Below are 26726 nucleotides of genomic sequence, written 5' to 3'. Positions count from 1 at the left end.
CGCCCAACCGGCCCACCCCCACCTTCCAGCTACACTCACCCACGTCGCAGATCCCGCGCGGGAGAGTCCGGCGGGCCCCACCAGGCCCAACCCGGCGCCGAAGGAGCAAATCCTCCCCGGAACCTCTCAGGCACCCAGGACCGCACGGGGTAGACACCTCTGGAAAGCGGGCTGGCCGGGTACCCCCGGCACGGCCCCGCCGAAGGTGCAAGTCCGCCGCGGCGGACGAAGCTCTCAGGCGCCCTCAACTCGGGCACGGACAGAGGGGGAGGGCTGGCGGAACACCCGTACCGTCGGCCCGACCCGGTACTGCCCGTCTGAGGAGCCCGCCGATGAGCGACCGCATCCCCCTCGCCGCGCTGGAGCACGGCACCCCCTTCGCCGACCGGCACATCGGCCCGCGGCCCGCCGAGCTGGACCGGATCCTGGGCACCGTCGGCGTCGGGTCGCTGGACGAGCTGGCCGAGCAGGCCGTGCCCGCCGCCATCCGGGAGGACGGGCTGCGGCTGGACCTGCCCGCCCCGGCGACGGAGGCCGAGGCGCTGGCCGAGCTGCGCGCGCTGGCCGAGAGCAACCGCACGCTGCACCCGATGATCGGCCTGGGGTACTACGGCACGGTCACCCCGCCCGTCATCCGCCGCAACGTGCTGGAGAGCCCGGCCTGGTACACCGCGTACACCCCTTACCAGCCGGAGATCAGCCAGGGCAGGCTCGAAGCGCTGCTCAACTTCCAGACGATGGTCGCCGAGCTGGTCGGCCTGCCCACGGCGAACGCCTCCATGCTGGACGAGGCGACCGCGGCGGCCGAGGCGATGACGCTGCTGCGCCGGGCCGGGCGGGCCAAGTCGAACCGGTTCGTGGTCGACGCCGACACCTTCCCGCAGACGATCGCCGTGGTCGAGACCCGCGCCGAGCCGCTGGGCATCGAGGTCGTCGTCGCCGACCTGGCCGGGGGCCTGCCCGAGGGCGACTTCTTCGGCGTCCTGCTGGCCTACCCGGGCGCCTCCGGCGCGGTGGTCGACCACGCCGCGCTCATCGCCGCGGCGCACGAGCGCGGGGCGAAGGTGGCCGTGGCCGCCGACCTGCTGGCCCTGACCGTGCTGCGCGCCCCGGGCGAGATTGGCGCGGACGTCGTCGTCGGCACCACCCAGCGCTTCGGCGTGCCGATGGGCTTCGGCGGCCCGCACGCCGGGTACATGGCCGTCACCGCCGGTCTGGAGCGCCAGCTCCCCGGCCGCCTCGTGGGCGTGTCGACCGACGCCGACGGCAACCTGGCCTACCGCCTGGCCCTCCAGACGCGCGAGCAGCACATCCGCCGCGAGAAGGCCACCTCCAACATCTGCACCGCGCAGGTCCTGCTGGCCGTCGTCGCGTCGATGTACGCCGTCTACCACGGGCCGGAGGGCTTGAAGGCCATCGCCACCCGCGTGCACCGCATGGCCGCCGTGCTGGCGGCCGGGCTGCGCGCGGGCGGGGTCGAGGTCGTCCACGACGGCTTCTTCGACACCGTGGTCGCCCGGGTCCCCGGCAAGGCGGCCGAGGTCGTCGCCCGCGCCCGCGAGCTGGCGGTCAACCTGCGCCTGGTCGACGCCGACCACGTGGGCATCTCCACCGGCGAGACCACCACGCGCGCCCACCTGGCCGCCGTGTGGTCGGCCTTCGGCGTGACCGCCGACGCCGACGCCCTCGACGCCGGCACCGACGACGCCCTCCCGCAGGGCCTGCTGCGCACCAGCGACTACCTGACCCACCCGGTCTTCTCCACCCACCACTCCGAGACCGCGCTGCTGCGCTACCTGCGCATGCTCTCGGACAAGGACGTCGCGCTCGACCGCAGCATGATCCCGCTGGGCTCCTGCACGATGAAGCTCAACGCGACCGCCGAGATGGAGCCCATCACCTGGCCGGGCTTCGCCGAGCTGCACCCGTTCGCGCCGGTCGAGGACGCCCAGGGCATCCTCAAGGTGATCGCCGACCTGGAGGGCTGGCTGGCCGCGGTCACCGGCTACGACGCGGTCAGCATCCAGCCGAACGCGGGCAGCCAGGGCGAGTTCGCCGGGCTGCTGGCCATCCGCGCCTACCACCGCTCGCAGGGCCACGGCGAGCGCGACGTCTGCCTGATCCCCTCCAGCGCGCACGGCACCAACGCCGCCAGCGCGGTCATGGCCGGCATGCGCGTCGTGGTCGTCAAGTGCGACGACGCGGGCAACATCGACATGGACCACCTGCGGTCCACCATCGACGCCCACCGCGACGACCTCGCCGCCATCATGATCACCTACCCGTCGACGCACGGGGTGTACGAGGACACCGTGCGCGAGGTGTGCGGGCTGGTGCACGACGCGGGCGGGCAGGTCTACGTCGACGGCGCGAACCTCAACGCGCTCATCGGCCTGGCCCGTTACGGCAAGTTCGGCTCCGACGTCTCGCACCTGAACCTGCACAAGACCTTCTGCATCCCGCACGGCGGCGGCGGCCCGGGCGTCGGCCCGATCGGCGTGCGCGCGCACCTGGCGCCGTTCCTGCCCAACCACCCGCTCCAGCCGACCGCGGGCCCGGCGACCGGCGTCGGCCCGATCAGCGCGGCGCCGTGGGGCAGCGCGTCGATCCTGCCGATCTCGTGGGCCTACGTGCGGATGATGGGCGCCGACGGGCTCAAGCGGGCCACGCTGACCGCGGTCGCGGCGGCCAACTACGTCGCCCGCAGGCTCGGCGAGCACTACCCGGTGCTCTACACCGGAAAGGGCGGTTTCGTCGCCCACGAGTGCATCCTCGACCTGCGCCCGCTCACCAAGTCCTCCGGCATCACCGTCGACGACGTGGCCAAGCGGCTGGCCGACTACGGCATCCACGCCCCGACGATGAGCTTCCCGGTCGCGGGCACGCTGATGGTCGAGCCGACCGAGAGCGAGGACCTGGCCGAGCTGGACCGCTTCTGCGCGGCCATGATCGCCATCCGGTCCGAGGTGGACAAGGTGGCCGCCGGGGTCTGGCCCGCCGACGACAACCCGCTGGTGAACGCCCCGCACACGGCGGCGAGCATCGCGGCCAAGTGGGACCACCCCTACAGCCGCGAGGAGGCCGCCTTCCCGACCGGCTCGACCGCGGCGAAGGTGTGGCCGCCGGTGCGGCGCATCGACGGGGCCAAGGGCGACCGCAACCTCGTCTGCTCCTGCCCGCCGCTGGACGCCTACGCCTGAGCGCCGCGGGGCAGCGCCCGCTTAGGACAATGAGGTGACAAAACCACGTCGTGGGCGATCATCGGCGCGCTGACGCGCTAGGTTGCGGTCCGTACCCACAGTGCTCCACTGTGTGAAAGGACCGCGTCGATGGTCGCCCACGACGAGCGCACGGACACCTTCCCCCGGGTCGCGGCCGCGGTGCCCGACCGCGACGACAGCACCCGCTACCTGTGCGCAGCGGCCCACCTGAGCCCCGACTACGCCGACCGCGCCGTCGCCGAGATGCTGGTCGAGCCGACCAGGGCCACCGCCCCGTCGCCGGGCATCGATGCGGGCGCGGTGCTGGCCGAGGCGGTCCAGGCGCGGGTGCGGGTGCGGCTGGTGGCGGCCGTGGCGCTGGTCTTCGCCGTGCTGCTGGCGGTGCTGTGGCCGGTCTGGCTGCTGGTGTGGCTGCTGTTCGCCGTCCCGGTGGTGCTGGTGCGCGGGGGCAGGCTCGCGCGGATGGCACGCGGCTCGTTCCGCTTCCAGGTCGGCGGGTACAGCCCGCGCGGCCGGGTGGGCGGTGCGGTCGCGGTGCTGGTGCTGCTCGCCCTGCTGTTCACGACGATGTACGGCGTCACCGAGGAGCAGTGGGAGCTGGACCCGCTGGCGCTGGTGGTGATCGTCCCCCTCTTCGCCGTGCTGGCCGCGAACCGCATCGTCGTCAACCGGCTGATCACCCAGCGGTTCCAGCGCCGCATCGGCCACCAGCCGTCGCCGTCGGCGCGGCTGGACACCCAGCTGATGGCGTTCAGTCCGGCGCTGACCGAGATGGTCCGCCAGCGCTACCTGCCCGCGGTCGAGTCGCTGGCCGACTCGGAGCGGGGCGCGGTCGAGAAGGTGCCGCTGGTGGTGCACCGCGGCTACGACCCGTTCGTCGGCGCGGGGGCCGCGCACCGGCCGTGGTCGATGGCGATCCCGCTGGAGCGCAACCCGCACGCCGCCGAGCACCAGCCGCTGTCGACCGCCCGGCTGCTCGACGCCATCAGCGGCGAGATCGAGGCGCTGCGCGACTCCGGCCCGCTCTCCCCGAGCGGCCGCTTCGCCCGGCTCATCACCGAGGACATGGTGGCGATCAGCTCCGACGAGCTGGTCGAGCACCTGGGCGCGGTGGAGGGCAGGCCGTTCATCCGCGACGAGACCAGCCGCCCGCACACCCACATCTCCCGCGGGCGGGCCCTGGCCCTGCGCGACCAGCCGGTCGAGTGGGCCCGCCACTACCGCCGGTTCACCGTGCTGACCTGGGACCACGACCTGATCCTGTCGGTGTACCTGCACGTGGCGATGAACGAGACGACCCTCTACATCGAGTGGACGCCGTGCGTGCTGCGGCCCATCAAGGCCGAGTACCGCGAGATCGACACCCGCAGGCACGACACCGGCCGCGCGCTGCGGCAGGCGCTGGTGGACCTGGTGGCCTTCCCCGCCGAGCTGCCCGCGAACACGACCCGGCTGTTCACCGTGCTGCGGCCGCTCAAGGTCGAGCGCGGCATGGTGAACCCCGACAAGTACGGCGCGCTGAGCAGCCTGCGCGAGTTCGCCGCCGACAACGACGTCCGCAACTACTTCCAGCGCCTCGACGTCGACCGCTACCTCAAGATCATGCACACCCGGGCCATCCGCGCGGTCAGCGCGCTGCTGGCCGAGGCGGGCTACCTGCGGGCCTCGCTGGAGCAGCAGGCCCAGGCGATCGTCCAGAACAGCGTCCACATCGGAGGGTCGATGACCGGCCCGATCACCATGGGCCTGAACAACACCATCCGCGACATCGACGTGAAGGGCGGCTGACGTGGAGAACCACCCCCGGTCCGTGCACAACCAGATGACGGTGGGCGGGTCGATGACCGGCCCGGTCATCCAGAGCGGCGGCTCGGTCAACGTCACCGGCGGCATCCGCGTCCGCGCCGCCGCCGACCCGCTGGCCACCCTCGCCGACCGCGTCGACCAGGTCCGCGACGTGCTGCGCGCCCACGCCGACCAGGTCCCGCGGCGGGCGATGACCGACCTCGGCCTGAGCCAGATCGCCACCCAGGCCCGCAACCCCAGCCCCGACACCCCCGGCATCGTCGGCGAGCTGTGGCGCGACCTCCTCCCCGGCCTGACCGAGCTGTCCGACACCATCGGCGGCCTGTCGGCGCTCAAGCCCCAGCTGACCGCCATCACCAAGGACATCGACGCGCTGTAGCGCGGCAACCGGCCCGACCCGGCGGGATCCAGCACCGTTGGTGCGCTACCGGCGTGGGGCGTCGGCCGGGTGGGGAGTGGTGGGCAGGCGGGTGAGGGCCTGTTCGGCGATGGCGCGCTGGACGGGGTCGCCCGCGCTGAGGGCCTGCCGGTGGTGGTGCTCGGCCGCGGGGTGGTCGCCGCGGGCGGACAGGCTGGTGGCGAGGTAGTTGTGGGCCGCCGCCACGAGGTCGCGCGCGCCGATGGCGGTGGCGAGGGCGATGGCCTCGGCGAGGTGTGCCTCGGCCTCGCCGTGCCGGGACTGGGCGGCGAGGGCGCCGCCGAGCTGGCACAGGCCCATCGCCAGCGGTGAGCGCAGGCCGTGCTCGCGCGCGGTGGTGACGACGTGGGCGGCGGCCCGCTCGGCGCCCTCGGGGTCGCCGGTCAGCAGGAGGAGTTCGGCCAGGTTGGTGCGCAAGATCAGGGCGGTCACCCGGTCGAGCCCGTCGCCGCCGAGGTCGAGGACGCGGCGGAGGTGGCTGAGGCGGCCGTCGCCGCCCTGCCCGACTACCGCTCGATCCTCGCCGGGCGCCTCGGCCCCGACGACCCGGTGCGAGCCTTCGCCTTCAGCAACCACATGGCGCAGCAGGGCACCGACGGCGGCGGCGACCTCACCTGGCTCACCGGGATCAAGCTCGACCACCTGGTCCAGTTCGTCACCTCGCGGATCAACGCGCGCAAGCACATCGGCGGCCCGGAGGGCAGCGACGCCCGCCGGGTCTCCCGCAAGGCGGCCTACCCGATGCTGGTGCTGGCGACCCGCACGTTCTCGGTGTGGAACTTCGGCATCGACGGGCAGGCGACGCCGCCGGAGTGCTACGCCTCCTACGGCATCGAGCGCGTGCGCGCCATCACCGAGCAGGGGCCGACCAGGCGCATGCGCACGCCGGTCCGGGTCAGCTTCCACGACGAGTCCTTTGTGGACTTCAACGTGATCACCGGCATGGCGCCGGAGGTCTTCGGCGACTTCCTGGCGCTGGCCAGGACGCTGGGCCGCTGACAGACTGGACGCGCGGGCCTTCCGGCAGTGTACGGCTGCCGGAAGGCCCGCCCCGGGCGCTAGGCCCTGGCCAGGCTGAAGCGGCGGGTCTCGGCGTCGACGTGGAGCACGCGGACGCTCACCTGCGTGCCGACCTCGGTGGTTTCGCCGTGCAGCAGGCCGTGCGCGCCCTCGGGGTGCTCGATGAAGGTGCCGAACGGCTTGACCGCGACGGCGGTGCCCACGAAGACATCGCCAACGTTGGGGATCATGTGTGATTTCACCTCCCTTCCCCGGTCCTGGAATGCGGACTCTGGGGGCGGGAGGGGCCCTGATCACGTCAGGGCCGGGTCACCGATCCACTCATGGCCAATGGCCGACCCGGCAGTCATGGCACGACCGTAGCGGAGCGGCGCACGGGCGCGCAATACCAACGGGTGAGGAAGGTTTCGCCCTCGGCGGGCGGCGGGTACGTGCCGGGAGGATCGCGCGCAGACCACGAAGGACGAGCATGGTTCCCAACGTCACCCTCAACGACGGCGCCACCATCCCGCAGCTGGGCTTCGGCGTCTGGCAGGTCCCCGACGACCAGGTGGTCGACGCGGTCGCCACCGCGCTGGAGGTGGGCTACCGCAGCATCGACACCGCGGCGGCCTACGGCAACGAGGAGGGCACCGGCCGGGCCATCGCCCGCTCCGGCCTGCCGCGCTCGGAGGTCTACGTCACCACCAAGCTGTGGAACTCCGACCAGGGCTACGACTCGGCGATGCGGGCCTTCGACGCCAGCCTCGGCAGGCTCGGCCTGGAGTACGTCGACCTGTACCTGATCCACTGGCCCGCCCCGGCACGCGGCTCCTATGTGGACACCTGGCGGGCGTTCGAGAAGATCCGCGGCGACGGCCGGGCCCGCTCCATCGGCGTGTCGAACTTCCACCGCCCGCACCTGGAGCGGATCATCGCCGAGACCGGCGTCGTGCCCGCGGTCAACCAGGTCGAGCTGCACCCGAACCTGCCGCAGGCCGACCTGCGCGCCTTCCACACCCAGCACGGCATCGCCACCGAGGCGTGGAGCCCGCTGGCCTCCGGCGCGCTGCTGGGCGACCCGGTGGTCGGCCGCATCGCCGAGCGGGTGGGCCGCTCGCCCGCGCAGGTGCTGCTGCGCTGGCACCTGCAGCTGGGCAACATCGTGATCCCGAAGTCGGTCACCCCGGCCCGGATCAAGGCGAACTTCGAGATCTTCGACTTCGAGCTGGACGATGACGACATGCGCACGCTGTCCACCTTGGACAACGGCGGCCGGGTCGGGCCCAACCCCGACGAGTTCAACGCCTAGCGCGAGCCGACGAGCGCCAGCTCCGCCAACGCGCCGCGGGTCGCGGCGGCCTGGCCGCGGTGCCCGATCGCCTCGGCCTTGGCCAGCGCCCGCCGGTAGAGCGCGACCGCCCCGTTGCGGTCGCCCGCGCGCAGGCGCAGCGTGCCCGCGTGGTGGGTCGCCTCGGCGGTCACCAGCCCGCTGCCCACCTCCGCGGCGACGGCGAGCGCCTGCTCGACCGCGGCGGCGGCCTCGGGCAGCCGGTCGGCGTCGAGGTGCAGGTGGGCCAGGTGGCACAGGGCGAAGCTCTCGGCGAGCCGGTCGCCGCGGGCGCGGGCCGCGGCCAGCGCGGCGTCGAGGTCGCGCCGGGCGGCGGCGAGGTCGCCGGTGGCGCGGCGGATGTCGCCGAGGTTGAGCCGGATCGCCGCGGTCCGCTCGTCCCCGCCCGCGCTGACCAGCGCCGCCTCGGCCAGCGGCAGGGCGTCGCCGGGCCTGCCCTGGCCCATCCGCAGCAGGGCCAGGTTGTTGAGCGCGCTGGCGGCGGCGCGGGGGTCGTGCCGGGCGGCGGTGAAGCAGCGCTCGGCCTCGGCGGCCTGGCCCAGCCGCAGGTGCGCGACGCCCAGGCGCACGCGGGTGCTCGGGTCGGGGCGGACCGCGAGCGCGCGGCCGTGCAGGGCCAGCGCCTCGGTGGCGCGGCCCTGGTTGTCCAGGTGCTTCCACAGGGCGGCGGACAGCCGCGGGGCCGCGTCCGGGCGCAGCTCGGCGGCCTTGAGCAGGGCGGGCAGCTCGCGGTCCAGCCACCGCGGGCAGGCGCCCTCCGCGGTGCGCGCGTACCAGTCGACCTGCCTGCTGATCGCGGCCTCGGCCTCGCCGCCGTCGGCCAGCTCGGCGGCGTAGGCGCTGAGCAGGTCGTGCATCTGGTAGCGGCCCTCGGCGGCGCGTTCGAGCAGGTGGGCGCGCACGAGGGCGTCGACGGCCCGGTGGGCGTCGGCCTCGGGGAGGTCGGCGAGCGCGGCCAGCGACGGCGGGTCGGCCACCGGGCCGACGCGGTGCCCGCACAGCCGGAACAGCCGCGCGGCCTGCGGCGGGAGGTTGCGGTAGGACCAGGAGAAGACCGCGCGCACCGCCGTCGCCGGGTCGCCGCCCGCGTCGAGCAGGTCCAGCCGGGCGCGTTCCCGCGTCAGCTCGGCCAGCGCCTCCGGCCGCAGCCGCACCAGCTCGGCGGCCACCCGCAGGGCCAGCGGCAGCCGCGCGCACCGCTCGGCCAGCTCCGGCGCGGGCGCGCCGATCAGCGCGGTGAGCAGCCCGCGGGCCTCCGCCACCGGCAGCCGGTCCAGCACGACCCGGCGGGCGCCCTCGCGCGCCACCAGCCCGGCGAGGGAGTCGCGGCTGGTGACCACCGTCGTGGCCGAGGACAGCAGCGGGCGGACGTGGTCGGAGTCCGCGGCGTTGTCCAGCACGACCAGCAGGCGCCTGCCGTCGACCAGCGAGCGGAACCGGGCCGCCCGCTCGGCGGGGTCGGTCGGGATCGCGGGCCCGGGCACGCCCAGCGCCCGCAGGAACCCGGCCAGCGCGGCGGCGGCGGGCACCGGCCGGTCCGGGGCGTAGCCGCGCAGGTCCACGTGGAGCTGGCCGTCGGGGAACCGCGACCGCGCCCGGTGCGCCCAGCGCACCACCAGGGCCGTCTTGCCCGCGCCCGCCGTCCCGGTGACCGCCACCAGCGGCCCGGCGTCCAGCTCGGCCAGCTCGGCCGCGCGGCCGACGAAGGCGCGCACGTCGGCGGGGAGCTGCGCGGGCTGCCCGCCCGCCAGGACCGCCGCGGCGACCGCGCGCAGCTGCGGGCCCGGCTCGACGCCGAGTTCGGCGACCACGGTCGCCCGGGCCGCGCGGTAGGCGGCCAGCGCGTCCGCCTGCCGCCCGTCGCGGTGCAGCGCCAGCACCAGCAGCGCGTGCAGCCGCTCGCGCAGCGGGTGCTCGCGGGTGAGCGCGGCCAGCTCCGCCGCGGCGGCGGCGTGCCCGCCGAGCTCGATCTCGGCCTCGTGCAGCTCCTCCAGCGCGGTCAGCCTGCGCTCGCCGAGCCGCTGCGCCGCGGCGTCGAGGGCGGGCACGTCCAGCCCGGCGTACGGCGTGCCGCGCCAGAGCCCGACGGCCGAGCGCAGCAGCCGCGCCCGCCGCGCCGGGTCGGCCGCGGCGAGCGCCTCGGCGACCAGCGCGTCAAAGCGCTCGGCGTCGAGCTCGCCGGGCCGCACCCGCAGCGCGTACCCGGCCGGGCCGTGCTCGATCCGGTCGCCGCCGAGGTCGCGGCGCAGCTTGTGCACGTGCAGGTGCAGCTTCTGCCGCGCCCGCGGGTCCGGCGCCCGCCACAGCGCCTCGACCAGCGCGTCCACCGCGACCGGCCGGTTGGCCTCGGCCAGCAGCACGCCGAGCAGGGTGCGCCGCAGCGCACCGGTGACCGGGACCCCGCCCGCGGTCATCGGACCGAGCACCTGGAACCGCATACTCCCCCCAACGGGGACAGTGTGCCGTCCGCGGCCCGCGGGCGGGGCCCGAATGGATCAACCCCGGGCGCTGATCCAGCCGGTGGTCGGGCCGTCGCTCATCCGCCGGTTGCCGTCCCAGTTCTGCGGGGTGTAGCGGATGAAGGTGTCCTCGGCCATCGTCAGGTTGATGTCGACGCACTGGCCCGCGCCCGCGTAGTTGCGGGCCAGGCCCCAGGTGCTGCCGTCGTGGTTGCCCTGGTAGCGCACCTCCGGATGGCTGCCGTCGGCCGCGGTGTCGCACAGGTACAGGTGCTCGCCGGTCGGGTTGAAGCAGGCCAGCGCGCCGCCGTCGTAGGACTTCACCGCGTTGCCGCAGCTCGGCGGCCACGGGAAGGAGGCGAGGGCGACCGGCCCGTCCGCGGCGGCCACCCCGCCCGGGACCAGCAGGCCCAGCGCCGCGAGCAGCGGCAGCCCGATCCGTGTCAGCTTGTGCATGCGTCCCCTCCAGGATTCGCTTGGTGTCGCGGCGAACCCTGGCCGGGCGCGCTTTCCCCGCGCTTTCCCCGGCCTCAGCCGAGCCGGATGGCCTCGATCATCTGCCGGGCGAGGGCCTCGGGGTCGGGGTCGGTGGCCAGCGCGGAGCCCGCCAGCGCGCCCTCGCGCCACAGCGCGGCGAAGCCGTGCACCAGCGACCACGCGGCCAGGGCGGCGTCCGCCCGGTCGCCGACCCCGCGGCGCAGCAGCTGCCCGGAGCGCTCGCGGGCCGCGGCGAGCCGGGCGTCGTCGGCGCGCAGCAGGTCGCGGCGGAACATCACCTCGAAGTGGCCGGGGTTGCCCAGCGCGAAGCGCACGTAGGCCACCGCGAGCTCGCGCAGGTCCGGCGCGGCGGGGGCCAGCTCGTCGGCCAGGCGGGTGAAACCCTCGGTGGCCAGCGCGGTGAGCAGCCCGCGCCGGTCGCCGAAGTGGTGGGCGGGCGCGGCGTGCGACACCCCGGCGCGGCGGGCCAGCTCCCGCATGGACACCGAGTCGACCCCGCCCGCGGCGATCTGCTCCGCGGTGGTCGCCAGCAGCGCCGCGCGCAGGTCGCCGTGGTGGTAGCCGCCCTTGGTCATGCCGCCCATCCTGGCGCACCGAACTTGTCATTGACAAGATCTCGGGGCGCGGCCTATCTTGTCGCTGTCAAGATTCTGGGGGAGGCATGATGGCGCCGCTGGTCGTGCTCGTGGTGATGACCGGTCTGGCCCGGCTGGCCGGGGTGATCGGGGTGCCGTGGCTGGACTCGTGGCCGCACGCGGCCCAAGTCGGGCTCGCGGCGATGTTCGCGCTGACGGCGAGCGCGCACTTCACCCGGCCCCGCCGCGACCACCTGATCCGGATGGTGCCGCCGAACCTGCCCAACCCGGCGGCTTTGGTGACGCTGACCGGAGTGCTGGAGCTGGCCGGAGCCGTGGGCCTGCTCGTGCCGTGGACGGCGCGGGCCGCGGCCCTCTGCCTGGCCGCGCTGATGGTGGTGATGTTCCCGGCGAACGTCCACGCCGCCCGCGCGGGCGGTGGGATCAAGACGATGCCCCTGCCGGTGCGCGCGGTGGTGCAGGTCGTCTTCATCGCCGCGTGCGGTGTGGTCGCCTTCACCTGAACCGCTTGCGGCTAAATCACTTCCGCGCCGACACCGACCGAAGGCGGTGAACCCCAAGGGGTTCACCGCCCGCGGTGCGTCAGGCGTAGGTGTACCAAGCGCTGTGGTTGAGCATCGATGCGGGCGTCACGCTGCCGAACCACGGGTCCATCGGGTCGTTGAGGTCGTTGACGTTGGCGGTGCCCGCCGTCGGGACGTAGGGCGCGCTCGGGTGGGCGGCCTGCCACTGCGACCACAGGCGGTCCACGTTGCAGTGGTGCAGCCAGAAGACGGGGTCGTTGGGCGAGCCGAAGCCCGCCATCGTCCCCGAGATCCAGTTGTGCACCCGGTTGTGCAGGTTCGGGCCGCGGAAGCCCTCCAGGTAGTTGCGGAAGCTGTTCAGCGACTGGCTGTTCCACGGCGAGGTGTCGTAGGTGGTCAGGGCCATCACCGTGGACACGTTCGCCGCCGTGGGCAGCGTGGTGCCGCCCGCGCCGAAGCTGCGCCGCAGGTAGTTGGCCGAGTCCGAGCGCACGTTCAGCGTCCAGTTGCCGCTGCTCTGCGCGAACGGCCCGGCCGTGACCCGCCAGTTCTGCGCCGAGGACCCGTTGGGCCCCATGAAGTCGTTCGCCCACAGCGTCGAGCTCGCGCCCGCCGTCGTCCAGTCCCAGTACGGCAGGTTCACCGACGGGTCGATCGCCTGCAGCGCCGCCTCGAAGTCCAGCAGGTACTTGCGGTGCCAGGGCAGGAAGCTGGGGGAGCGGTGGCCGACGCGGACGCTGAAGTCGCTGTCGGCGTTGCCCCGGGCGATGTGCTGGCTCACGAACGGGTCGTAGCCGCCGTTGGCCTTCAGCTGCAGCACCGCGTTGACGAAGTTCGCCCGCTCGGTCGCGGTCAGGTTCGCTTGGTTCTTGCGGACACCCATGATCGTCTCCTCCGTCCCGGGTCAGTGGTGCGCGGTGCCGACGGGGCGGAGGTCGCCGAGGGTGTCGACGGCGGCCTGCGCGGCGGACTGCAGCGTGTCGAAGCTCTGGTAGTGGTTGACCGAGGTGGAGACCGTCCCGTCCGCGTTGCGCATGACGTGGAGCTGGTCGTCATCGATGTAGACCAGGTCCTGCGGCGCGATGCCCGGCGTGTGCACCACGCCGCCGTGGATGCGCCTGCCCTGGTAGACCTCGTCGAAGTTGTCCGAGACCGTGGCCGCGGCCGCGCCGCTGGCGGCGTTGAGCAGCAGCGCGCCGCTGGTCCCCACCACGGCCAGCGCCCCGGTCGCCACGGCCCCGGTCAGCAATCTGCGCCGATTCATCCCGATGTTCGAATTCATGGCAGCTTCGTTCCCCTCAGCGCGTTTTCAGCGCAGCACGAAATGGTGCGAAGTCGGCATTTCCCCAGGCGGGCGGATTCGCCCTGCCATCGAACGTACTGGCGAACCGCGGCAAGATCAAGTGCTGGGCCGGAAGATCACCGGTTGCTAATCTGGTGGGCAAGCTTTCGCCACCACGTCGAAGGGTTGTCCGAAATGCGCCGAATCCTTGCCGCCTGCGCGGCCGCCGCCGCCCTGGTCGGCGTGGCCGCGCCGCTGACGGCGAGCGCGAGCCCGCAGGCCGATCGCTGCACCCCGTCGCTGGACGCCGAGCTCTACCAGCAGCGGCTGCTGATCGTCAACGACCGGTGCGACTCCGGTCCGGTTGTCCGCAGGGCCGTATTCATCGAATTCCACGAGCTGGTCGTCTACCGAACGGAGGAGGGCATGTACTACAGCCAGGTGAATGCCTATGAGCTGTTCCCCAGCCTGCTCGAAACCGGCCGGGCCGCGGTGCGCACGCTCGGCGGCGAAAACCCGGCTCCCGTCGGCTGAAAATTGCGAAACGACGCCCCCCGGCCGCAGCCGGGGGGCGTCGTCGCTGTGCGGAACCGTCAGCCGGTGAAACCGGCGGTGATCCGGGTGAACTCCCAGTTCGGCCGGTCGCGGTTGACCGACCAGAACGCCAGCCTGCCGATGTGGTGGCTGTTGGACCAGTCGCGGATCTGGGTCCAGATCTGCGGCGTGGTGACCTCGCCGACGTCGCTGTTGCCGTTCATGCCCGAGATGCCGATGCGGGCGTACGCCTGGGCGTCGGTGTAGCCGAACACGGACTTCAGCTTGTTCTTCAGCCCCTCGGTGGCGCTGATGGTGGCCCCGTACATGTCGTCGTGGCCGCTGAAGTTGAACGGCATGATCGTCCAGTTGTCGATGTCGGCGTTGAGCGCCTGCGCCCGCTCGATGAGCCGGTTGCCCCAGGAGTTGGGGCCGCTGCGCAGCGTCGGGAAGGTGAGGATCGTGCGCAGGCCGGGGTTGTTCTGCTTCACGATCTTCAGCGCGGTGAGGATGCGGTCCTGCACCGCCGGGTTCTCGAACTCGTCGGTGTTCTCGATGTCGACGTCGATGGCCTTGAGGCCGTAGGCGTCGATCACCTTCTGGTAGGCCCCGGCCAGCGCCTCGGCGGTGGCGCAGTTGGGTCCGAGCTTGTTGCCGCTCCAGCCGCCGATCGACGGCACGACGTCACCGCCCGCGGCGCGGATGGCCTTGATGGTGCTCTCGTCCACGCCGCCGAGCAGCGGGCGCTGGCTGTCCCACGAGGGGTTGCAGCCGTTCTGGGCGAGGATGAACGCCATCGTGAACCACTTGATGCCGGTCGCCCGCATCACCTCGGGCGCGCTCGGCGGGTTGCCCCAGCCCAGGTAGAGGTAGGGCGCCGCCTGGACGAAGCCGGGACCGCCGCCGCCGTCCTCGGTCGTGCGCCCGCGCACCGCGGTCGACTGCGCCGAGGTGTTGCCCGCCCGGTCCTTGGCCCGCACGGTGAAGCTGTACTCGGTGTTGGGCGAGAGCCCGCCGACGGTGGCGGAGGTGCCGGTGACCGAGGTCGCCAGCGTGCCGTCGCGGTAGACGTCGTAGCCGGCCACGCCCACGTTGTCCGTCGAGGCGTTCCAGGCCAGCGAGACGCTGTTCGCCGCGGCGCCGGTGACCCGCAGCCCGGTCGGGACGGACGGGGCCTCGGTGTCGTCGCCGCCGCCCGGGCCGTCCAGGCTGATCTCGTCGGCGTAGTAGGTGCCCTGCCCGTACCAGCCGTGCAGGTAGACCTCGGCGCTGGTCTGCGAGGCGCCGGTGGTGAAGTTGACCGTGAGGCGGGTGTAGTTCGACGCCGACGGCGTCCAGGTGAAGGCGCCGCCCGCGACGCCGAGGTGCACGTAGGTGCCGCGCACCCACGCGGTCAGGGTGTAGGCGGTGCTGGGCAGCACGGACACCGTCTGCGAGCAGCGCGCGTTGTTGCTGGCGGTCGCCGCGGCGGCGAGGGCCTTCGTGCCCGCCTGGACGGGGCTGCTGACGACCGAACCGCTGCCGCCGGAACAGGACCAACCGGTCAGCGAGCCGGACTCGAAGCCCGGATTGGTCAGCAGGTTCGCGGCCTGCGCGGTGGGCGCTGCCAGCACACCCGCGCACGCGATGAGGGTTGTGCTCGCACAGGCGAGCACTCGGTTTCGGGTACGCACTCGGCCTCCCGGTGAAGACCTGCGGCGGCCGTCGGGGGACCGGGCCGCGGTGCAGGGAGCAGGGAAATTGGTCTGGACCTTTTGGATTCAAGTCCCAGAGCGGGCGCGGTGTCAATCCTGCTCTCGATCACCGAGATGCTGCGGGGTCGAGCAGCGCGTCGCACAGCTCGACCAGCCGCGCCCGCAGCGGGGCCGCCCGCTCGGCGAAGGCGGCTTGGGCGCGCGCGTACTCCGCCCGCCCGCGCTCGGTCTCGATCCGCACCGGCGGGTAGCCCAGGTCGGCCAGGTCGTACGGGCTGGCCCGCATGTCCAGCTCGCGGATGTCGGCGGCCAGCGCGAAGCACTGCGCCGTCAGCTCCGAGGGGGTGTAGGGGTCCAGCTTGTACGCCCACTTGAACAGGTCCATGTTGCCGTGCAGGCACCCCGGCTGCTCATTGTCCAATTGGGACTCGCGCGTGGGCGTCAGCGTGTTGAGCGGGCGGGCTTGCGGGGTGAAGAACCGGAAGGCGTCGAAGTGTCCACACCGGATGGTCGAGGACTCGACGACGGCGTCGGTGCCCTCCTGGCCCAGGCGCAGCGGCAGCTCGTGGCGGGTCTGCGGCGCGCGGTAGACCATCGCCCACTCGTGCAGCCCGAAGCAGCCGAGCCGGGGGCGCCGGGAGGCGGTGGCCGTGAGCAGCGCGCGGACGAACTCGGCGGTGCGCCGCCGCGGCTCGGGCAGGACCGGGTCCACCGCGACCCCGCCGTCGACCTCGACGTAGCCGGGGACGGCCAGGTACTCCCGCGCCGACTCGCCCGCCAGCACCACCCCCGGGCCCGGGTGCCAGCGCTCCAGCCGGGCGGGCCGGTGGGAGTAGTAGGTGAACAGGAAGTCCAGCACCGGGTGCTTCTCCCGGCGCTGCCGCCGGGCCAGGTGCGGCTCGGTCCAGCGGCGCACGAAGGCCACGTGCGCCGCGCGCCGCGCCTGCCACGCGGCCTCCTCCAGCACCTCAGTCATTGCGCACGTGCGTCCCGTCCCGCACCCGGCCGACATACTCCTCGACCAGGTCTTCCAACGCCACCACGCCCACCACGGTACGGTCCGCCGCCACCGCCTTGGCCAGGTGGCTGTGGGCCCGCCGCAGCGCGGCCAGCGCGTCGTCGAGGCGGGCGTCGGCGGGCAGCTCGGGCAGCCCGCGCACCCGCACCACCGCGGCCGGGTCGGCGTCGACCTGGTCCAGCACGTCCTTGACGTGCACGTAGCCGTCCAGCTCGCCGTCGGCGCGGCGCACCGGGAACCGGGAGTACCCGGTGTCCGACACCGCGGCGGCGATGTCGCCCACGGTCGGCGGGTGCGGCACCACCGTGATCCGGTCCAGCGGGACCACCACCTCGGCGACCGTGCGGCCCACCGACGAGAGGGTCTGGGCCAGCCTGCGGTGCTCGGGCTCGTCGAGCAGGCCCTCGCGGCGGGACTCGGCGATGAGCGTGGCCAGCTCGTCGTGGGTGTAGGCGTTCTCCACCTCGTCCTTGGGCTCCACCTTGCCCAGGCCCAGCAGCCACGTCGACACCGCGGTGAACAGCGCCAGCACCGGCCGGACCATCCGGCAGAACGCGAAGTGCGCGGGCACCATCGCCATCGCCGCGCGCTCGGGACCGGCGATGGCCAGGTTCTTCGGCACCATCTCGCCCATGATCGTGTGCAGGGTGACCACGACCCCCAGCGCGATGGCGAAGGCGATGCCGTGCACCACCGCCGCGGGCAGGCCCAGCGCGCCCAGCGGCGCCTCCAGCAGGTGCGCGATCACCGGCTCGGACAGCGCGCCCAGGCCCAGCGAGCACACCGTGATGCCCAGCTGCGCGCCCGCGATGAGCAGCGGGAGCTGCCTGCCCGCCTCGATGACCGCCGTGGCCCGGCGCTCGCCGTCGCGGGCCAGCGCCTCCAGCCGGTCGCGGCGGGCGGTGATGATGGCGAACTCCGCGCCGACGAAGAACCCGTTGCCCAGCAGCAGGAGCGCGGTCGCGGCCAGGGCCAGCAGCTCGGTCACGCCTCGGCCCCCCGCGCCAGCCGCAGCTCGGCCACCCGGTGGCGGTCCATCCGCAGCACGGTGATGCGCCAGCCGTCCACGGCCAGCTCGTCGTTGATCCCCGGGATGCGGCCCAGCCGGGTCACCACCATCCCGCCGAGCGTCTCGTACTCCCCGTCGGGCATCCGGAAGCCGGTGGCCTCGGCCAGCTCGTCGTCGCGCAGCAGGCCCGAGACCAGCCAGCTGTCCCGCCCGAGCCTGCGCACCGGGGCGACCTCGCCGCGGTCGTGCTCGTCGCGCACGTCGCCGACGATCTCCTCGACCAGGTCCTCCAGCGTGACCAGGCCCGCGGTGCCGCCGTACTCGTCGACGACGATGGCGACCTGCAGGCCGGTGCCGCGCAGCCGCTCCAGCAGCGCGTCGCCCTCCAGCGTCTCCGGCACGGTCAGCACCGGCCGGGCCAGCGAGCCGACCCGGGTGGTGGCCCGCTGCGCGGGCGGCACGGCGAAGACCTGCTTGACGTGCACGACGCCGCGCACGTCGTCGAGGTCGCCGCCGTGCACCGGGAACCGGGAGTGCCCGGTGGCGCGGGCCAGCTCCACCAGCTCGGGCACGGCCGCGTCGGCCCGCAGGGCGCGCACCCGCACCCGCGGGGTCATCAGCTCGGCGGCGACCCGGTCGCCGAAGACCAGCGACCGGCTCAGCAGCGCGGCGGTCTCGGTGTCGAGGGTGCCCAGGGCGGCGCTGGAGCGGACCAGGCCGCCCAGCTCCTGCGCCGAGCGCGCCGAGCGCAGCTCCTCCTGCGGCTCGACGCCGAGCCTGCGCACGGTCCAGTTGGCGGCGCTGTTGAGGCCGTGGATGAGCCAGCGCAGCGCCGAGGAGAACGCCATCTGCGGGATGGTGACGGCGCGGGCGGTGCGCAGCGGCCGGGCGATGGCCAGGTTCTTGGGCACCAGCTCGCCGAACACCATCGACAGCGCGGTCGCCAGCGTCAGCGCGATCACCAGCGAGACCGCCCGCGCCACCGGCTCCGGGACGCCCAGGGCGGTGACGGCGGGCTTGATCAGCTGGGCGATCGCCGGTTCGGCGATGTAGCCGGTGACCAGCGTGGTGATCGTGATGCCCAGCTGCGCGCCCGAGAGCTGGAAGGACAGGTTGCGGTGGGCCTTCTGGATCGCCAGCGCCCTGCGGTCGCCGACGGTGGCCGCGTGCTGGTCTACCTGGGTGCGCTCCAGCGTCGTCAGGGAGAACTCGGCGGCGACGAACAGGGCGGTGCCCGCGGTCAGCACCGTCACGGCCAGCAGGCCGAGCGCACTCAGCAGGACCCCGGTCACCGAGCACCCCGCTCGGCTTCCGGACCGGTATGGCAGCCGGGACTCTCTCCCGGCTCGCTACTGCGACCGGGGGACTGCGCCTCGCGCATGTCGGGGGTCTCTCCTCGGCGGGTGGGGCCGAGCGCGAGCCGCGCTCGAACCGGAGTCAACCGGCACAGTCTAAGGCGTACGGGTGATGCGGTGTCTTCTTCCCGACAGCGCGTCGCGGGGGGTGGTAAACGATTGACATGCGGATGACCCTCGAACCCGTGGACGCCTCTGCGGACGCCCACCGCGCCGTGCTGGAGAACCGCACCCGGCGCATGGCCTTCCGCGACGACGTGGGTGGGCACCGCTTCCGCCTGGTGACGCTGTTCCGCCCGCTCGGCGGCGGCAGGCTCATGGTCGAGATCGACCAGTCCCACGGCGCCCCCCGCCCGGCGACCGGCGACGTCATCGTCCACGTCGTCGAGGCCCCGTACCCCGCCCGCGCCGCAGGCCCCCGCAGCGACGCCCGCGGCGCCTGGCAGTGGTCCCTCCTGCTGCGCAACCTCCCCCTCGAACGCGGCGGCTGCACGGTCCGCATCAGCGGCGCCGACCTCCCCGAATGCCGCGACTACGACCTCGTCCCCCTCGACGCCTACTGGGCAGGCCAACTCCTGGGCACCTCGGTCGACTGACGGTTTGGGGTTCCCGAGCGCCCCACCAGAACCCCCAATCCCGCCGCCGCCAGCTGGGCGGCGGCCACCACCATGATGGCGGTTCCCGGGCCTGCCGCGGGCACCAGCCAGCCGCCTGCCGCGGCGCCGACGGCGAAGGCGGCGATCTTCAGGCTGGCGCCGGTCGTGGCGACCTGGGCCAGCAGGTGCGGGGGGCTGTGCTGCTGGCGGGCGGCCATGATGCCGGGCAGGGCCAGGCCCTCGGCCAGCCCCGCCACCAGGACCAGGGCCAGCAGCGCGGGCAGGGAGCCCGCCAGCGGCCAGGTCAGCATCAGCACCCCGTACGCCGCCACGCACCCGTGCACCACCAGGTCCACCCGGCGTCCCAGCAGGCGCTTGCCCAGCGCCAGGGTCGTGGCCAGGCAGCCGACCTCCAGCACCGCCCACACCAGGCCCGCCGACTCCCGGCCCGCGCCCAGCTCCTCGGTCCGCAGCGGCAGGGCGGTGGCCAGGATGCCCACCGAACCCAGGCTCAGCACGGTCGTCAGGGTCGCCCCGCGCAGCGGCGGGGTCCGGACCAGGTGGCCCAGACCGGCGCGGACCGTCGACAGCAGACCCGTCCGCTCCCCGGACGCCGGGGGGATCGCGGGCAGCAGGCCGGTCAGTGCCGCGCCCGCCGCGGCCAGCCCGGCGATGGCGAGCACCGCGGCCTCGGGGGAGACCACGGCGGCCAACGTCCCGGCTACGGCTGGACCGGCGATCGCGGAGAGGTTGAACACCGCGGCGTCGAGGGAGTTGGCCCGGGTCAGGTCGGTCGCCAGGTGCGGGACCAGGCTGGAGTAGCCGCCGCTGGTCAGCGGCAGCGCGAACCCGGTCAGCGCCGCCAGCGCGTAGCCGGGCCAGCCCTCGGTCAGCACCAGCCCGACGCACGCCAGCGCCAGCAGCACCCCGCCCAGCGCCAGCACCGCGCGCCGGTGCGCGGTCCGGTCGAGCCAGGCGCCCAGCAGCGGCCCCGACACCACCGACGGCAGCGTGTACGCCGTCACCATCCCGCCCGCCAGCAGCGGATCAGCCGTGCGTTCCAGGACTAAGAGGACGAACGCGACACCGACCATCTCGTCCGCGACGCGCGCGCACGTCGCCGCCCCCAGGTACGCGCGCAATCAGCCCCCTCTGCGGTGCCGCCGCACGCTCTCCTCCACCAGGTCCAGCACGGGGCCGAGGTCGTCGGCGGGCAGTCCCATCGCCATGTGCGACACCAACCCTTCCAGCATCAGCTCCAGGAACGCGGTGAGCACCGTCACATCCACGTCGTCGCGCAGGTTCCCGGCTTCGCGCTGGCGCAGCAGGCGGTTGCGGGTGGCGGTGGTCAGCTGGTCGGAGCGCTCGGCCCAGCGGGCGCGGAACTCCGGGTCGGTGCGCAGCCGCCGGGAGACCTCCAGCCGGGTGCCCAGCCAGTCCGCGGGGCTGTCGCCGTTGCCGGGCGGCGTGGCGAGCAGGTCGCGCATCACCTGCACCAGGCCCTGTTCGGCGACGACCTCGGTCATGCGCAGCACGTCGTCCTCGGCCAGGGCGAGGAAGAGGGACTCCTTGTCCCGGAAGTGGTGGAAGATCGCCCCGCGGGACAGGCCGGTGGCTTCTTCGAGCCTGCGCACCGTCGCGCCTTCGTAGCCGTGGCGGGCGAAGCAGGAGCGGGCCCCGTCGAGGATCTGGCGGCGGCGCGCGTCCAGGTGGTCCTGGCTTACCCGTGGCATGGGGCGATCGTGGCAGCCGGGTGCGCAAGAAGCAATCCGTACGTACGTATTGGGTATCACGTCCCGATCGGACGGCTGCGTCTGTCGGCCCCCGCGTGTAGCGTCGGACGGGCCGCAAAGCGGTGATGTTACGGCACAGCGATTCTCCTTCAGAAAGGGACCACGCACGTGACCGCACTCCGCAAAGCCGCCCAACCGGATGGCAGGCGGTTGCGGGCCCGCGTCGAGGCCGAGGCCTACGTCGCCTCGGTGTGCTTCAAGCACGGGCCTCCGCGACTGACCGGCGTCGAGCTGGAATGGACCGTCCACCACCGCGACGATCCCCGGCGGCCGCTCGACCCGGACCTCCTCGCCGCCGCCCTCGGCCCGCACACCCCGCGCACCCTGCGCCCCGACAGTCCCCACCTCCCGCTCCCAGCAGGCTCGGCCGTCACCCTCGAACCCGGCGGCCAGGTTGAGATCTCCTCCCAGCCCGCAGCGGACTTCGGTGACCTCATCGACGCGGTCACCGCCGACCACCGCACGCTGTGCCTGCGGCTCGACGAGGTCGGGCTCACCCTCGGCGACCGCGGCACGGACGCCTTCCGCCGCCCCATCCGGCTCCTGGACACCCCGCGCTACGCGGCGATGGAGCGCGCCTTCGCCCCCATCGGCCCCGACGGCATCACGATGATGTGCGCCACCGCGGGCCTGCAGGTCTGCATCGACGTCGGGCAGCCCGGCGACGTCGCGGTCCGCTGGGCCGCGGTCAGCTCGCTGGGCCCGGTGTTCGTGGCGCTGTTCGCCAACTCGCCCGTCCTGTCCGGCCAGGTCACCGGCTGGGCCTCCACCCGGACCCGGGCGGTGCTCGGGGTGGACCCTGCGCGCAGCAGACCGGTGCCGATCACCGCCGACCCCGTGGGCACGTGGGCCAAGCACGTGCTGGACACGCCCCTGCTGTGCGTGCGCCGCGCCGAGGGGGCGTGGGACGCGCCTGCCGGGGTCACCTTCGCCGACTGGATCGCGGGCGCGCTGCCGACCGCGCCGACGACCACCGACCTCGACTACCACATCTCCACCCTGTTCCCCCCGGTCCGCCCGCACGGCTACCTGGAGGTCCGCTACCTCGACACCCAGCACGGCGGCGACTGGATCACCCCGGCGGCGCTGCTGGCCGCCCTGATGTCCGCCCGCGCGACCGTCGAGGCGGTCGCCGCCGCCTGCGCGCCGGTCGCCGACCGGTGGCTGCCCGCGGCCCGGCTCGGCCTGGCCGACCGGCCCACCGCCGACGCCGCGCGCACCGTCATCGATCTGGGCCTGCGCGCGCTGCCCGCGCTGGGCCTGCCGCCCGGCGCAGCGGCCGCGGTCACCGCCCGGCTGCAGCGCACCGCCGATCGACTCACCACCCTCGGGAGGCCAGCATGACCAGCACGGAGAAGATCCAGGCCGAGCGGTTGCGCGAGCGCCTCGCGCAGGACCTGCGCCGCGCCCGCGAGCGCAGCGCCCTGCTCACCGACGCCGTGGACGACGACGACCTGGTGCGCCAGCACTCCAAGCTGATGTCGCCGCTGGTGTGGGACCTGGCGCACATCGGCAACCAGGAGGAGCTGTGGCTGGTGCGCGACGTGGGCGGGCGCGAGCCCGTCCGCCACGACATCGACGACCTCTACGACGCCTTCCAGCACCCGCGCGCCAACCGCCCGGCGCTGCCGCTGCTCAACCCGGCCGAGGCCCGCGGCTACGTCCGCGAGGTGCGCGACAAGGTGCTCGACGTGCTGGAGCGGACCCCGCTGGAGGGCCGCGCGCTGGTGGCCGGCGGCTTCGCCTTCGGCATGATCGTGCAGCACGAGCAGCAGCACGACGAGACGATGCTGGCCACCCACCAGCTGCGCAAGGGCGCGCCGGTGCTGCACGCGCCCGCCCCGCCGCCCGCCGCCCCGCTGCCCGCGCGCGAGGTCCTGGTCCCGGGTGGACCGTTCGTCATGGGCACCTCCACCGAGCCGTGGGCGCTGGACAACGAGCGGCCCGCCTTCACCGTCGACCTGGCCCCGTACTGGATCGACGCCGCGCCGGTGAGCAACGGCGACTACCTGGCCTTCATCGACGCGGGCGGCTACGACGACGAGCGCTGGTGGTCGGCCGAGGGCTGGGCCCACCGGCAGAAGGCCGGGCTGCGCGCGCCCCGGTTCTGGGAGCGCGACGGCGACGGCTGGGCGCGCACGCGCTTCGGCGTCGTGGAGCCGGTCCCGCTGGACGAACCGGTGGTGCACGTGTGCTTCCACGAGGCCGCCGCGTACGCGAAGTGGGCGGGCAAGCGGCTGCCCACCGAGGCCGAGTGGGAGAAGGCCGCCCGCTGGGATCCCGCGTCCGGGCGCTCCCGCCGCTACCCGTGGGGTGACGAGGACCCCGGCCCGCAGCACGCCAACCTCGGGCAGCGGCACCTGCGGCCCGCGCCGGTCGGCGCCTACCCGGCGGGGGAGTCCCCGCTGGGCGTGCGCCAGCTGATCGGCGACGTGTGGGAGTGGTGCGATTCGGACTTCCTGCCCTATCCCGGGTTCCGGGCGTTCCCGTACCGCGAGTACTCCGAGGTGTTCTTCCGCGGGGACTACAAGATGCTGCGCGGGGGCTCCTTCGGCACCGACGCGGCCGCGGTGCGCGGCACCTTCCGCAACTGGGACCACCCCATCCGGCGGCAGATCTTCGCCGGGTTCCGCTGCGCGCGGACCGCGGAACGGCCCTGACCGTGTGCCGCCACCTGGGGTACCTCGGCCCCGCCGTGCCGTTGTCCCGGCTGCTGCTCGACCCGCCGTCCGGCCTGCTGAAGCAGACCTGGGCGCCGGTCGACATGCGCCGCGGCGGCACGGTGAACGCCGACGGCTTCGGCGTCGGCTGGCACGCGCCGTCGGGTGTCGTGCGCTACCGCCGCGCCGTTCCGATGTGGACGGACCAGTCGTTCGCCGCGCTGGCCGCGGCGACGGCGAGCGGGGCCGTGCTGGCCGCGGCCCGCTCGGCGACGATCGGCATGCCGGTCGTGGAGACCGCGTGCGCCCCCTTCGCCGAGGGGGACTGGCTGTTCAGCCACAACGGCGTCATCGCGGGCTGGCCCGACAGCGTGGCCGACCTGGCCGCGACGCTGCCCGTGGTCGACCTGATGACGCTGGACGCGCCCACCGACAGCGCGTTCCTCTGGGCGTTGGTGCGCAAGCGGTTGCGCGCGGGCGCCGCCCTCGGGGACGCGCTGGCCGCGGTGGTCGCCGACGTCATCGCCGCCGCTCCCGCCTCCCGCCTGAACCTCCTGCTGACCGACGGCCGCGAGCTGGCCGCGACGACCTGGTGGCACTCCCTGTCCGCGCTGCGCACCGACGACTCGGTCGTGCTGGCGTCGGAGCCGTGGGACGACTCGCCGCGGTGGACGCCCATCGCCGACCGCTCGCTGGTGACCGCCACCCTCGACCCCCATCCCCACGTGCGGATCACCGCACTGCCCGAGCCGGAAGGCCACCGCGTGCCCACCACCGTGGAGATCCACCTGCCCGCCGACCACGCCGCCCGCGCGCTCGCCGCCGACGTGCGCTCCGGGCTGGCGGCGACCCCGAAGTCCCTGCCCCCCAAGTGGTTCTACGACGCCCGGGGCAGCGAGCTGTTCGACGCCATCACCCGCCTGCCCGAGTACTACCCGACCCGCGCCGAGGCCGGGATCCTGCGTGCCCGCGCCGCCGAGATCGCCGCGGCGACCGGCGCGCAGACCCTGGTCGAGCTGGGGTCGGGGTCGTCGGAGAAGACCCGGCTGCTGCTGACCGCCCTGCGCGACGCGGGGACCCTGCGCCAGATCGTGGCGCTGGACGTCTCGGAGTCCGCGCTGCGCGAGGCGACCGCGGCGCTGGCCGGGGAGTACCCGCTGGCCGAGGTGCGCGGGGTCGTCGGCGACTTCACCGAGCACCTGGCGCTGGTGCCCGGGCAGCCGCCGCGGCTGGTGGCGTTCCTGGGCAGCACCATCGGCAACCTGCTGCCCGACGAGCGCGCCAAGTTCCTCGGCGCGCTGCGCGGGACGCTGCTGCCGGGGGAGTGGCTGCTGCTGGGCACCGATCTGGTCAAGGACCGCGACACCCTGCTGCGCGCCTACGACGACAGCGCGGGCGTCACCGCCGAGTTCAACCGCAACGTCCTGCGCGTGCTCAACCGCGAGCTGCGGGCGGACTTCGACGTCGAGGCGTTCGAGCACGTCGCGGCCTGGGACGCCGAGCAGGAGTGGATCGAGATGCGGCTGCGCTCCACCCGCGCCCAGCGCGTGCAGATCGCGGGCTTGGGCATGGCGGTCGACTTCGCCGAGGGGGAGGAACTGCGCACCGAGACCTCGGCCAAGTTCCGGCGGGAGGGCATGACCGAGGAGCTGGCCACCGCGGGCTTCACCGTGCACCGCTGGTGGACCGACGAGCAGAACCGGTTCGCCCTGTCGCTGTCGCGGGCGGAGTAGCCGCCCGAGGGGAGCGGGCCCCGCCCGCTCCCCTCAGCCGACGGCGCTGCGCACGATCAGCAGCACCGCGCTGGCCGCCGCGATCGCCAGCACGGCGACCCGCAGCCGCGGCCCGGCGACCAGCGCCCGCGCGGGCCCGGAGAGCAGGAAGCCGACCACGACGAACGGCGTCAGCGCGGCGGCGGCCACCAGGTGCTCCCCCCGCACCTGCCCGGCCGCGGCCAGCGTCACCACCGACGACACCGCGGCGAGCAGGAAGAAGGCGTTCAGCGTCGCCCGGACCGTCGGCCCAGCCTGGTTCTGGTACAGCAGCGCCATCGGCGGCCCCCCGATCGCACTGACCGTGCCGAACACCCCCGAGGCGGTCCCCGCCACCACCAGCCCCGACCGGGTGACCCGAGGCCGCCACGTGACCACCGACAACACCACGCACACGAGCACCGTCGCCCCGATGACGAGGTTGAACCCGGTCACCGGCAGCGCGACCAGCGCCAGCAACCCGAGCAGATTGCCCGGCACCCTGCCCGCCATCGCCCACCCAACCCCCGACCAGTCAATCGCCTTGCGCTCCCGCACGCTCAGCCCAGCGGCCAGCACGCAGGCGACGAAGAGGATGGGCACAGGCACGAACACGGGGTCAAGCAGGGCCAGCAGCGGCCCGGAAATCAGGTTCAGCCCGTACCCGACCGCCCCCTGCACCACCGCCGCCACCAGCATGATCACACCGGCGCACGCGACAACCGTCCAGGACATCCGCCCAACCTATGCGCGCCAACCCCCACCCCACCTCGGATGTGGCGCGTAACTCGTCCACACCCAGCGTGCCCAACCAGCCCAGGCGACCACCGCCCAGCCCAACCGCGGCAGGCACCCGCCCGGCCCAACCGCGGCAGGCACCCACCCAGCCCAGCCGCGGCAGGCACCCGCCCAGCCCTCCGCCCAGTCGATGACCGTGCAGGGCTGCGGCACAACCCGTGCAGCAGCCGCCCGCCCGGCCCCCGGCGCGGGTGACAACCGTCCAGGACAGCCGCCCGCCACTGTGCGGTGCCCGCCTGGCCCGAGGCGCGGGTGACCGCCGTCGACGACAGCCGCCCGCCACTGTGCGGTGCCCGCCTGGCCCGAGGCGCGGGTGACCGCCGTCGACGACAGCCGCCCGCCACTGTGCGGTGCCCGCCTGGCC

The 26726-nt window shown here is 74.0% G+C and carries 25 protein-coding genes, 1 pseudogene and 2 riboswitches; of the genes and pseudogenes, 12 read left to right on the top strand and 14 right to left on the bottom strand.

Annotation, left to right across the window (positions count from 1 at the left end):
* The first annotated feature begins 48 nt into the window (after positions 1 to 48).
* Positions 49 to 153, top strand: a riboswitch (glycine riboswitch).
* A riboswitch (glycine riboswitch) is annotated at positions 154 to 273 on the top strand.
* 59 nt (positions 274 to 332) lie between these two features.
* The 3 genes from gcvP to ACWEPX_RS11875 all read left to right on the top strand — a co-directional run bounded on the left by gcvP (position 333) and on the right by ACWEPX_RS11875 (position 5406).
* Positions 333 to 3200 (top strand): aminomethyl-transferring glycine dehydrogenase, encoded by a 2868-nt coding sequence (gcvP, locus tag ACWEPX_RS11885; protein WP_451897107.1) that lies wholly within the window; start codon positions 333 to 335, stop codon positions 3198 to 3200.
* Positions 3201 to 3329: 129 nt separating this feature from the next.
* Positions 3330 to 5009 (top strand): hypothetical protein, encoded by a 1680-nt coding sequence (locus ACWEPX_RS11880; RefSeq protein ID WP_451897106.1) that lies wholly within the window; start codon positions 3330 to 3332, stop codon positions 5007 to 5009.
* Position 5010: 1 nt separating this feature from the next.
* A complete protein-coding gene (locus ACWEPX_RS11875) occupies positions 5011 to 5406 on the top strand; it encodes a hypothetical protein (protein WP_451897105.1) in 396 nt (131 codons plus the stop codon).
* A 45-nt stretch (positions 5407 to 5451) separates the two neighbouring features.
* Here the strand turns inward: ACWEPX_RS11875 and ACWEPX_RS11870 are convergent, their stop codons facing one another.
* The gene (locus tag ACWEPX_RS11870; RefSeq protein ID WP_451897104.1) at positions 5452 to 5877 is read right to left on the bottom strand and encodes a tetratricopeptide repeat protein; all 426 of its coding nucleotides are present in this window, start codon (positions 5875 to 5877) and stop codon (positions 5452 to 5454) included.
* A 42-nt stretch (positions 5878 to 5919) separates the two neighbouring features.
* Between ACWEPX_RS11870 and ACWEPX_RS11865 the strand changes: the two genes are divergently transcribed.
* Positions 5920 to 6444: a hypothetical protein gene (locus ACWEPX_RS11865; protein WP_451897103.1), complete on the top strand. Its 525-nt coding sequence runs from the start codon at positions 5920 to 5922 to the stop codon at positions 6442 to 6444.
* 59 nt (positions 6445 to 6503) lie between these two features.
* On the opposite strand, the gene ACWEPX_RS11860 is transcribed toward ACWEPX_RS11865, so the two are convergent.
* Positions 6504 to 6695, bottom strand: coding sequence for a hypothetical protein (locus ACWEPX_RS11860; RefSeq protein WP_451897102.1), 192 nt, complete (start codon positions 6693 to 6695; stop codon positions 6504 to 6506).
* Between the two features lie 239 nt (positions 6696 to 6934).
* On the opposite strand from ACWEPX_RS11860, the gene ACWEPX_RS11855 reads away from it, so the two are divergent.
* On the top strand, positions 6935 to 7756 hold the full coding sequence (locus ACWEPX_RS11855) for an aldo/keto reductase (RefSeq protein ID WP_451897101.1): 822 nt from the start codon (positions 6935 to 6937) through the stop codon (positions 7754 to 7756).
* Here the strand turns inward: ACWEPX_RS11855 and ACWEPX_RS11850 are convergent.
* The 3 genes from ACWEPX_RS11850 to ACWEPX_RS11840 form a co-directional block, all read right to left on the bottom strand.
* Complete coding sequence (locus ACWEPX_RS11850; protein ID WP_451897100.1) at positions 7753 to 10209, bottom strand: BTAD domain-containing putative transcriptional regulator; 2457 nt, start codon at positions 10207 to 10209, stop codon at positions 7753 to 7755. The two genes, ACWEPX_RS11855 and ACWEPX_RS11850, sit on opposite strands and share 4 nt — an antisense overlap.
* Before the next feature lie 81 nt (positions 10210 to 10290).
* Positions 10291 to 10710, bottom strand: a complete 420-nt coding sequence (locus ACWEPX_RS11845) for a hypothetical protein (protein WP_451897099.1) — start codon at positions 10708 to 10710, stop codon at positions 10291 to 10293.
* 74 nt (positions 10711 to 10784) lie between these two features.
* Positions 10785 to 11327 (bottom strand): TetR/AcrR family transcriptional regulator, encoded by a 543-nt coding sequence (locus ACWEPX_RS11840; RefSeq protein ID WP_451897098.1) that lies wholly within the window; start codon positions 11325 to 11327, stop codon positions 10785 to 10787.
* Between the two features lie 89 nt (positions 11328 to 11416).
* Between ACWEPX_RS11840 and ACWEPX_RS11835 the strand changes: the two genes are divergently transcribed.
* The gene (locus tag ACWEPX_RS11835) at positions 11417 to 11851 is read left to right on the top strand and encodes a DoxX family protein (RefSeq protein WP_451897097.1); all 435 of its coding nucleotides are present in this window, start codon (positions 11417 to 11419) and stop codon (positions 11849 to 11851) included.
* Positions 11852 to 11930: 79 nt separating this feature from the next.
* On the opposite strand, the gene ACWEPX_RS11830 is transcribed toward ACWEPX_RS11835, so the two are convergent.
* Together ACWEPX_RS11830 and ACWEPX_RS11825 are read right to left on the bottom strand one after the other, a co-directional pair.
* Positions 11931 to 12755 (bottom strand): tyrosinase family protein, encoded by an 825-nt coding sequence (locus ACWEPX_RS11830; RefSeq protein WP_451897096.1) that lies wholly within the window; start codon positions 12753 to 12755, stop codon positions 11931 to 11933.
* Between the two features lie 21 nt (positions 12756 to 12776).
* The gene (locus ACWEPX_RS11825; protein ID WP_451897095.1) at positions 12777 to 13136 is read right to left on the bottom strand and encodes a tyrosinase family oxidase copper chaperone; all 360 of its coding nucleotides are present in this window, start codon (positions 13134 to 13136) and stop codon (positions 12777 to 12779) included.
* Between the two features lie 213 nt (positions 13137 to 13349).
* Here ACWEPX_RS11825 and ACWEPX_RS11820 point away from each other — a divergent pair, with 213 nt between their 5' ends.
* On the top strand, positions 13350 to 13688 hold the full coding sequence (locus ACWEPX_RS11820) for a tyrosinase family oxidase copper chaperone (RefSeq protein ID WP_451897094.1): 339 nt from the start codon (positions 13350 to 13352) through the stop codon (positions 13686 to 13688).
* Between the two features lie 59 nt (positions 13689 to 13747).
* Here ACWEPX_RS11820 and ACWEPX_RS11815 read toward each other — a convergent pair whose 3' ends face one another.
* From ACWEPX_RS11815 to ACWEPX_RS11800, 4 genes are all read right to left on the bottom strand, one after another.
* On the bottom strand, positions 13748 to 15343 hold the full coding sequence (locus ACWEPX_RS11815) for a carbohydrate binding domain-containing protein (protein WP_451897093.1): 1596 nt from the start codon (positions 15341 to 15343) through the stop codon (positions 13748 to 13750).
* A gap of 145 nt (positions 15344 to 15488) precedes the next feature.
* Positions 15489 to 16358, bottom strand: a complete 870-nt coding sequence (locus ACWEPX_RS11810; RefSeq protein WP_451897092.1) for a 3-methyladenine DNA glycosylase — start codon at positions 16356 to 16358, stop codon at positions 15489 to 15491.
* The gene (locus tag ACWEPX_RS11805) at positions 16351 to 17388 is read right to left on the bottom strand and encodes a hemolysin family protein (protein ID WP_451897091.1); all 1038 of its coding nucleotides are present in this window, start codon (positions 17386 to 17388) and stop codon (positions 16351 to 16353) included. The genes ACWEPX_RS11810 and ACWEPX_RS11805 overlap by 8 nt, the downstream gene beginning before the upstream one ends.
* Entirely contained in the window at positions 17385 to 18701 is a 1317-nt protein-coding gene (locus tag ACWEPX_RS11800) for a hemolysin family protein (RefSeq protein ID WP_451897090.1), read from the bottom strand. The genes ACWEPX_RS11805 and ACWEPX_RS11800 overlap by 4 nt, the downstream gene beginning before the upstream one ends.
* Before the next feature lie 248 nt (positions 18702 to 18949).
* Between ACWEPX_RS11800 and ACWEPX_RS11795 the strand changes: the two genes are divergently transcribed.
* Positions 18950 to 19360, top strand: a complete 411-nt coding sequence (locus ACWEPX_RS11795) for a hypothetical protein (protein ID WP_451897089.1) — start codon at positions 18950 to 18952, stop codon at positions 19358 to 19360.
* Here the strand turns inward: ACWEPX_RS11795 and ACWEPX_RS11790 are convergent.
* Positions 19321 to 20502, bottom strand: a complete 1182-nt coding sequence (locus ACWEPX_RS11790) for an MFS transporter (RefSeq protein ID WP_451897088.1) — start codon at positions 20500 to 20502, stop codon at positions 19321 to 19323. The genes ACWEPX_RS11795 and ACWEPX_RS11790 overlap by 40 nt on opposite strands.
* Positions 20503 to 21093 (bottom strand): TetR/AcrR family transcriptional regulator, encoded by a 591-nt coding sequence (locus ACWEPX_RS11785; protein ID WP_451897087.1) that lies wholly within the window; start codon positions 21091 to 21093, stop codon positions 20503 to 20505.
* Between the two features lie 168 nt (positions 21094 to 21261).
* Between ACWEPX_RS11785 and egtA the strand changes: the two genes are divergently transcribed.
* The 4 genes and pseudogenes from egtA to egtD all read left to right on the top strand — a co-directional run bounded on the left by egtA (position 21262) and on the right by egtD (position 25546).
* Positions 21262 to 22497, top strand: coding sequence for an ergothioneine biosynthesis glutamate--cysteine ligase EgtA (egtA, locus tag ACWEPX_RS11780; protein ID WP_451897086.1), 1236 nt, complete (start codon positions 21262 to 21264; stop codon positions 22495 to 22497).
* Positions 22494 to 23813, top strand: coding sequence for an ergothioneine biosynthesis protein EgtB (gene egtB / locus ACWEPX_RS11775; RefSeq protein WP_451897085.1), 1320 nt, complete (start codon positions 22494 to 22496; stop codon positions 23811 to 23813). The genes egtA and egtB overlap by 4 nt, the downstream gene beginning before the upstream one ends.
* A 2-nt stretch (positions 23814 to 23815) precedes the next feature.
* A pseudogene (gene egtC, locus ACWEPX_RS11770) lies at positions 23816 to 24535 on the top strand (ergothioneine biosynthesis protein EgtC); the annotation flags it as partial.
* A gap of 18 nt (positions 24536 to 24553) precedes the next feature.
* The gene (egtD, locus tag ACWEPX_RS11765; RefSeq protein ID WP_451897211.1) at positions 24554 to 25546 is read left to right on the top strand and encodes an L-histidine N(alpha)-methyltransferase; all 993 of its coding nucleotides are present in this window, start codon (positions 24554 to 24556) and stop codon (positions 25544 to 25546) included.
* A 33-nt stretch (positions 25547 to 25579) separates the two neighbouring features.
* On the opposite strand, the gene ACWEPX_RS11760 is transcribed toward egtD, so the two are convergent.
* A complete protein-coding gene (locus ACWEPX_RS11760; protein WP_451897084.1) occupies positions 25580 to 26299 on the bottom strand; it encodes a sulfite exporter TauE/SafE family protein in 720 nt (239 codons plus the stop codon).
* Positions 26300 to 26726 lie beyond the last annotated feature (427 nt).

The sequence above is a fragment of the Actinokineospora sp. NPDC004072 genome (assembly GCF_053604195.1).
Note: the sequence above shows the minus strand (reverse complement) of the source record. Positions and strands in the feature narration are given on the sequence as shown.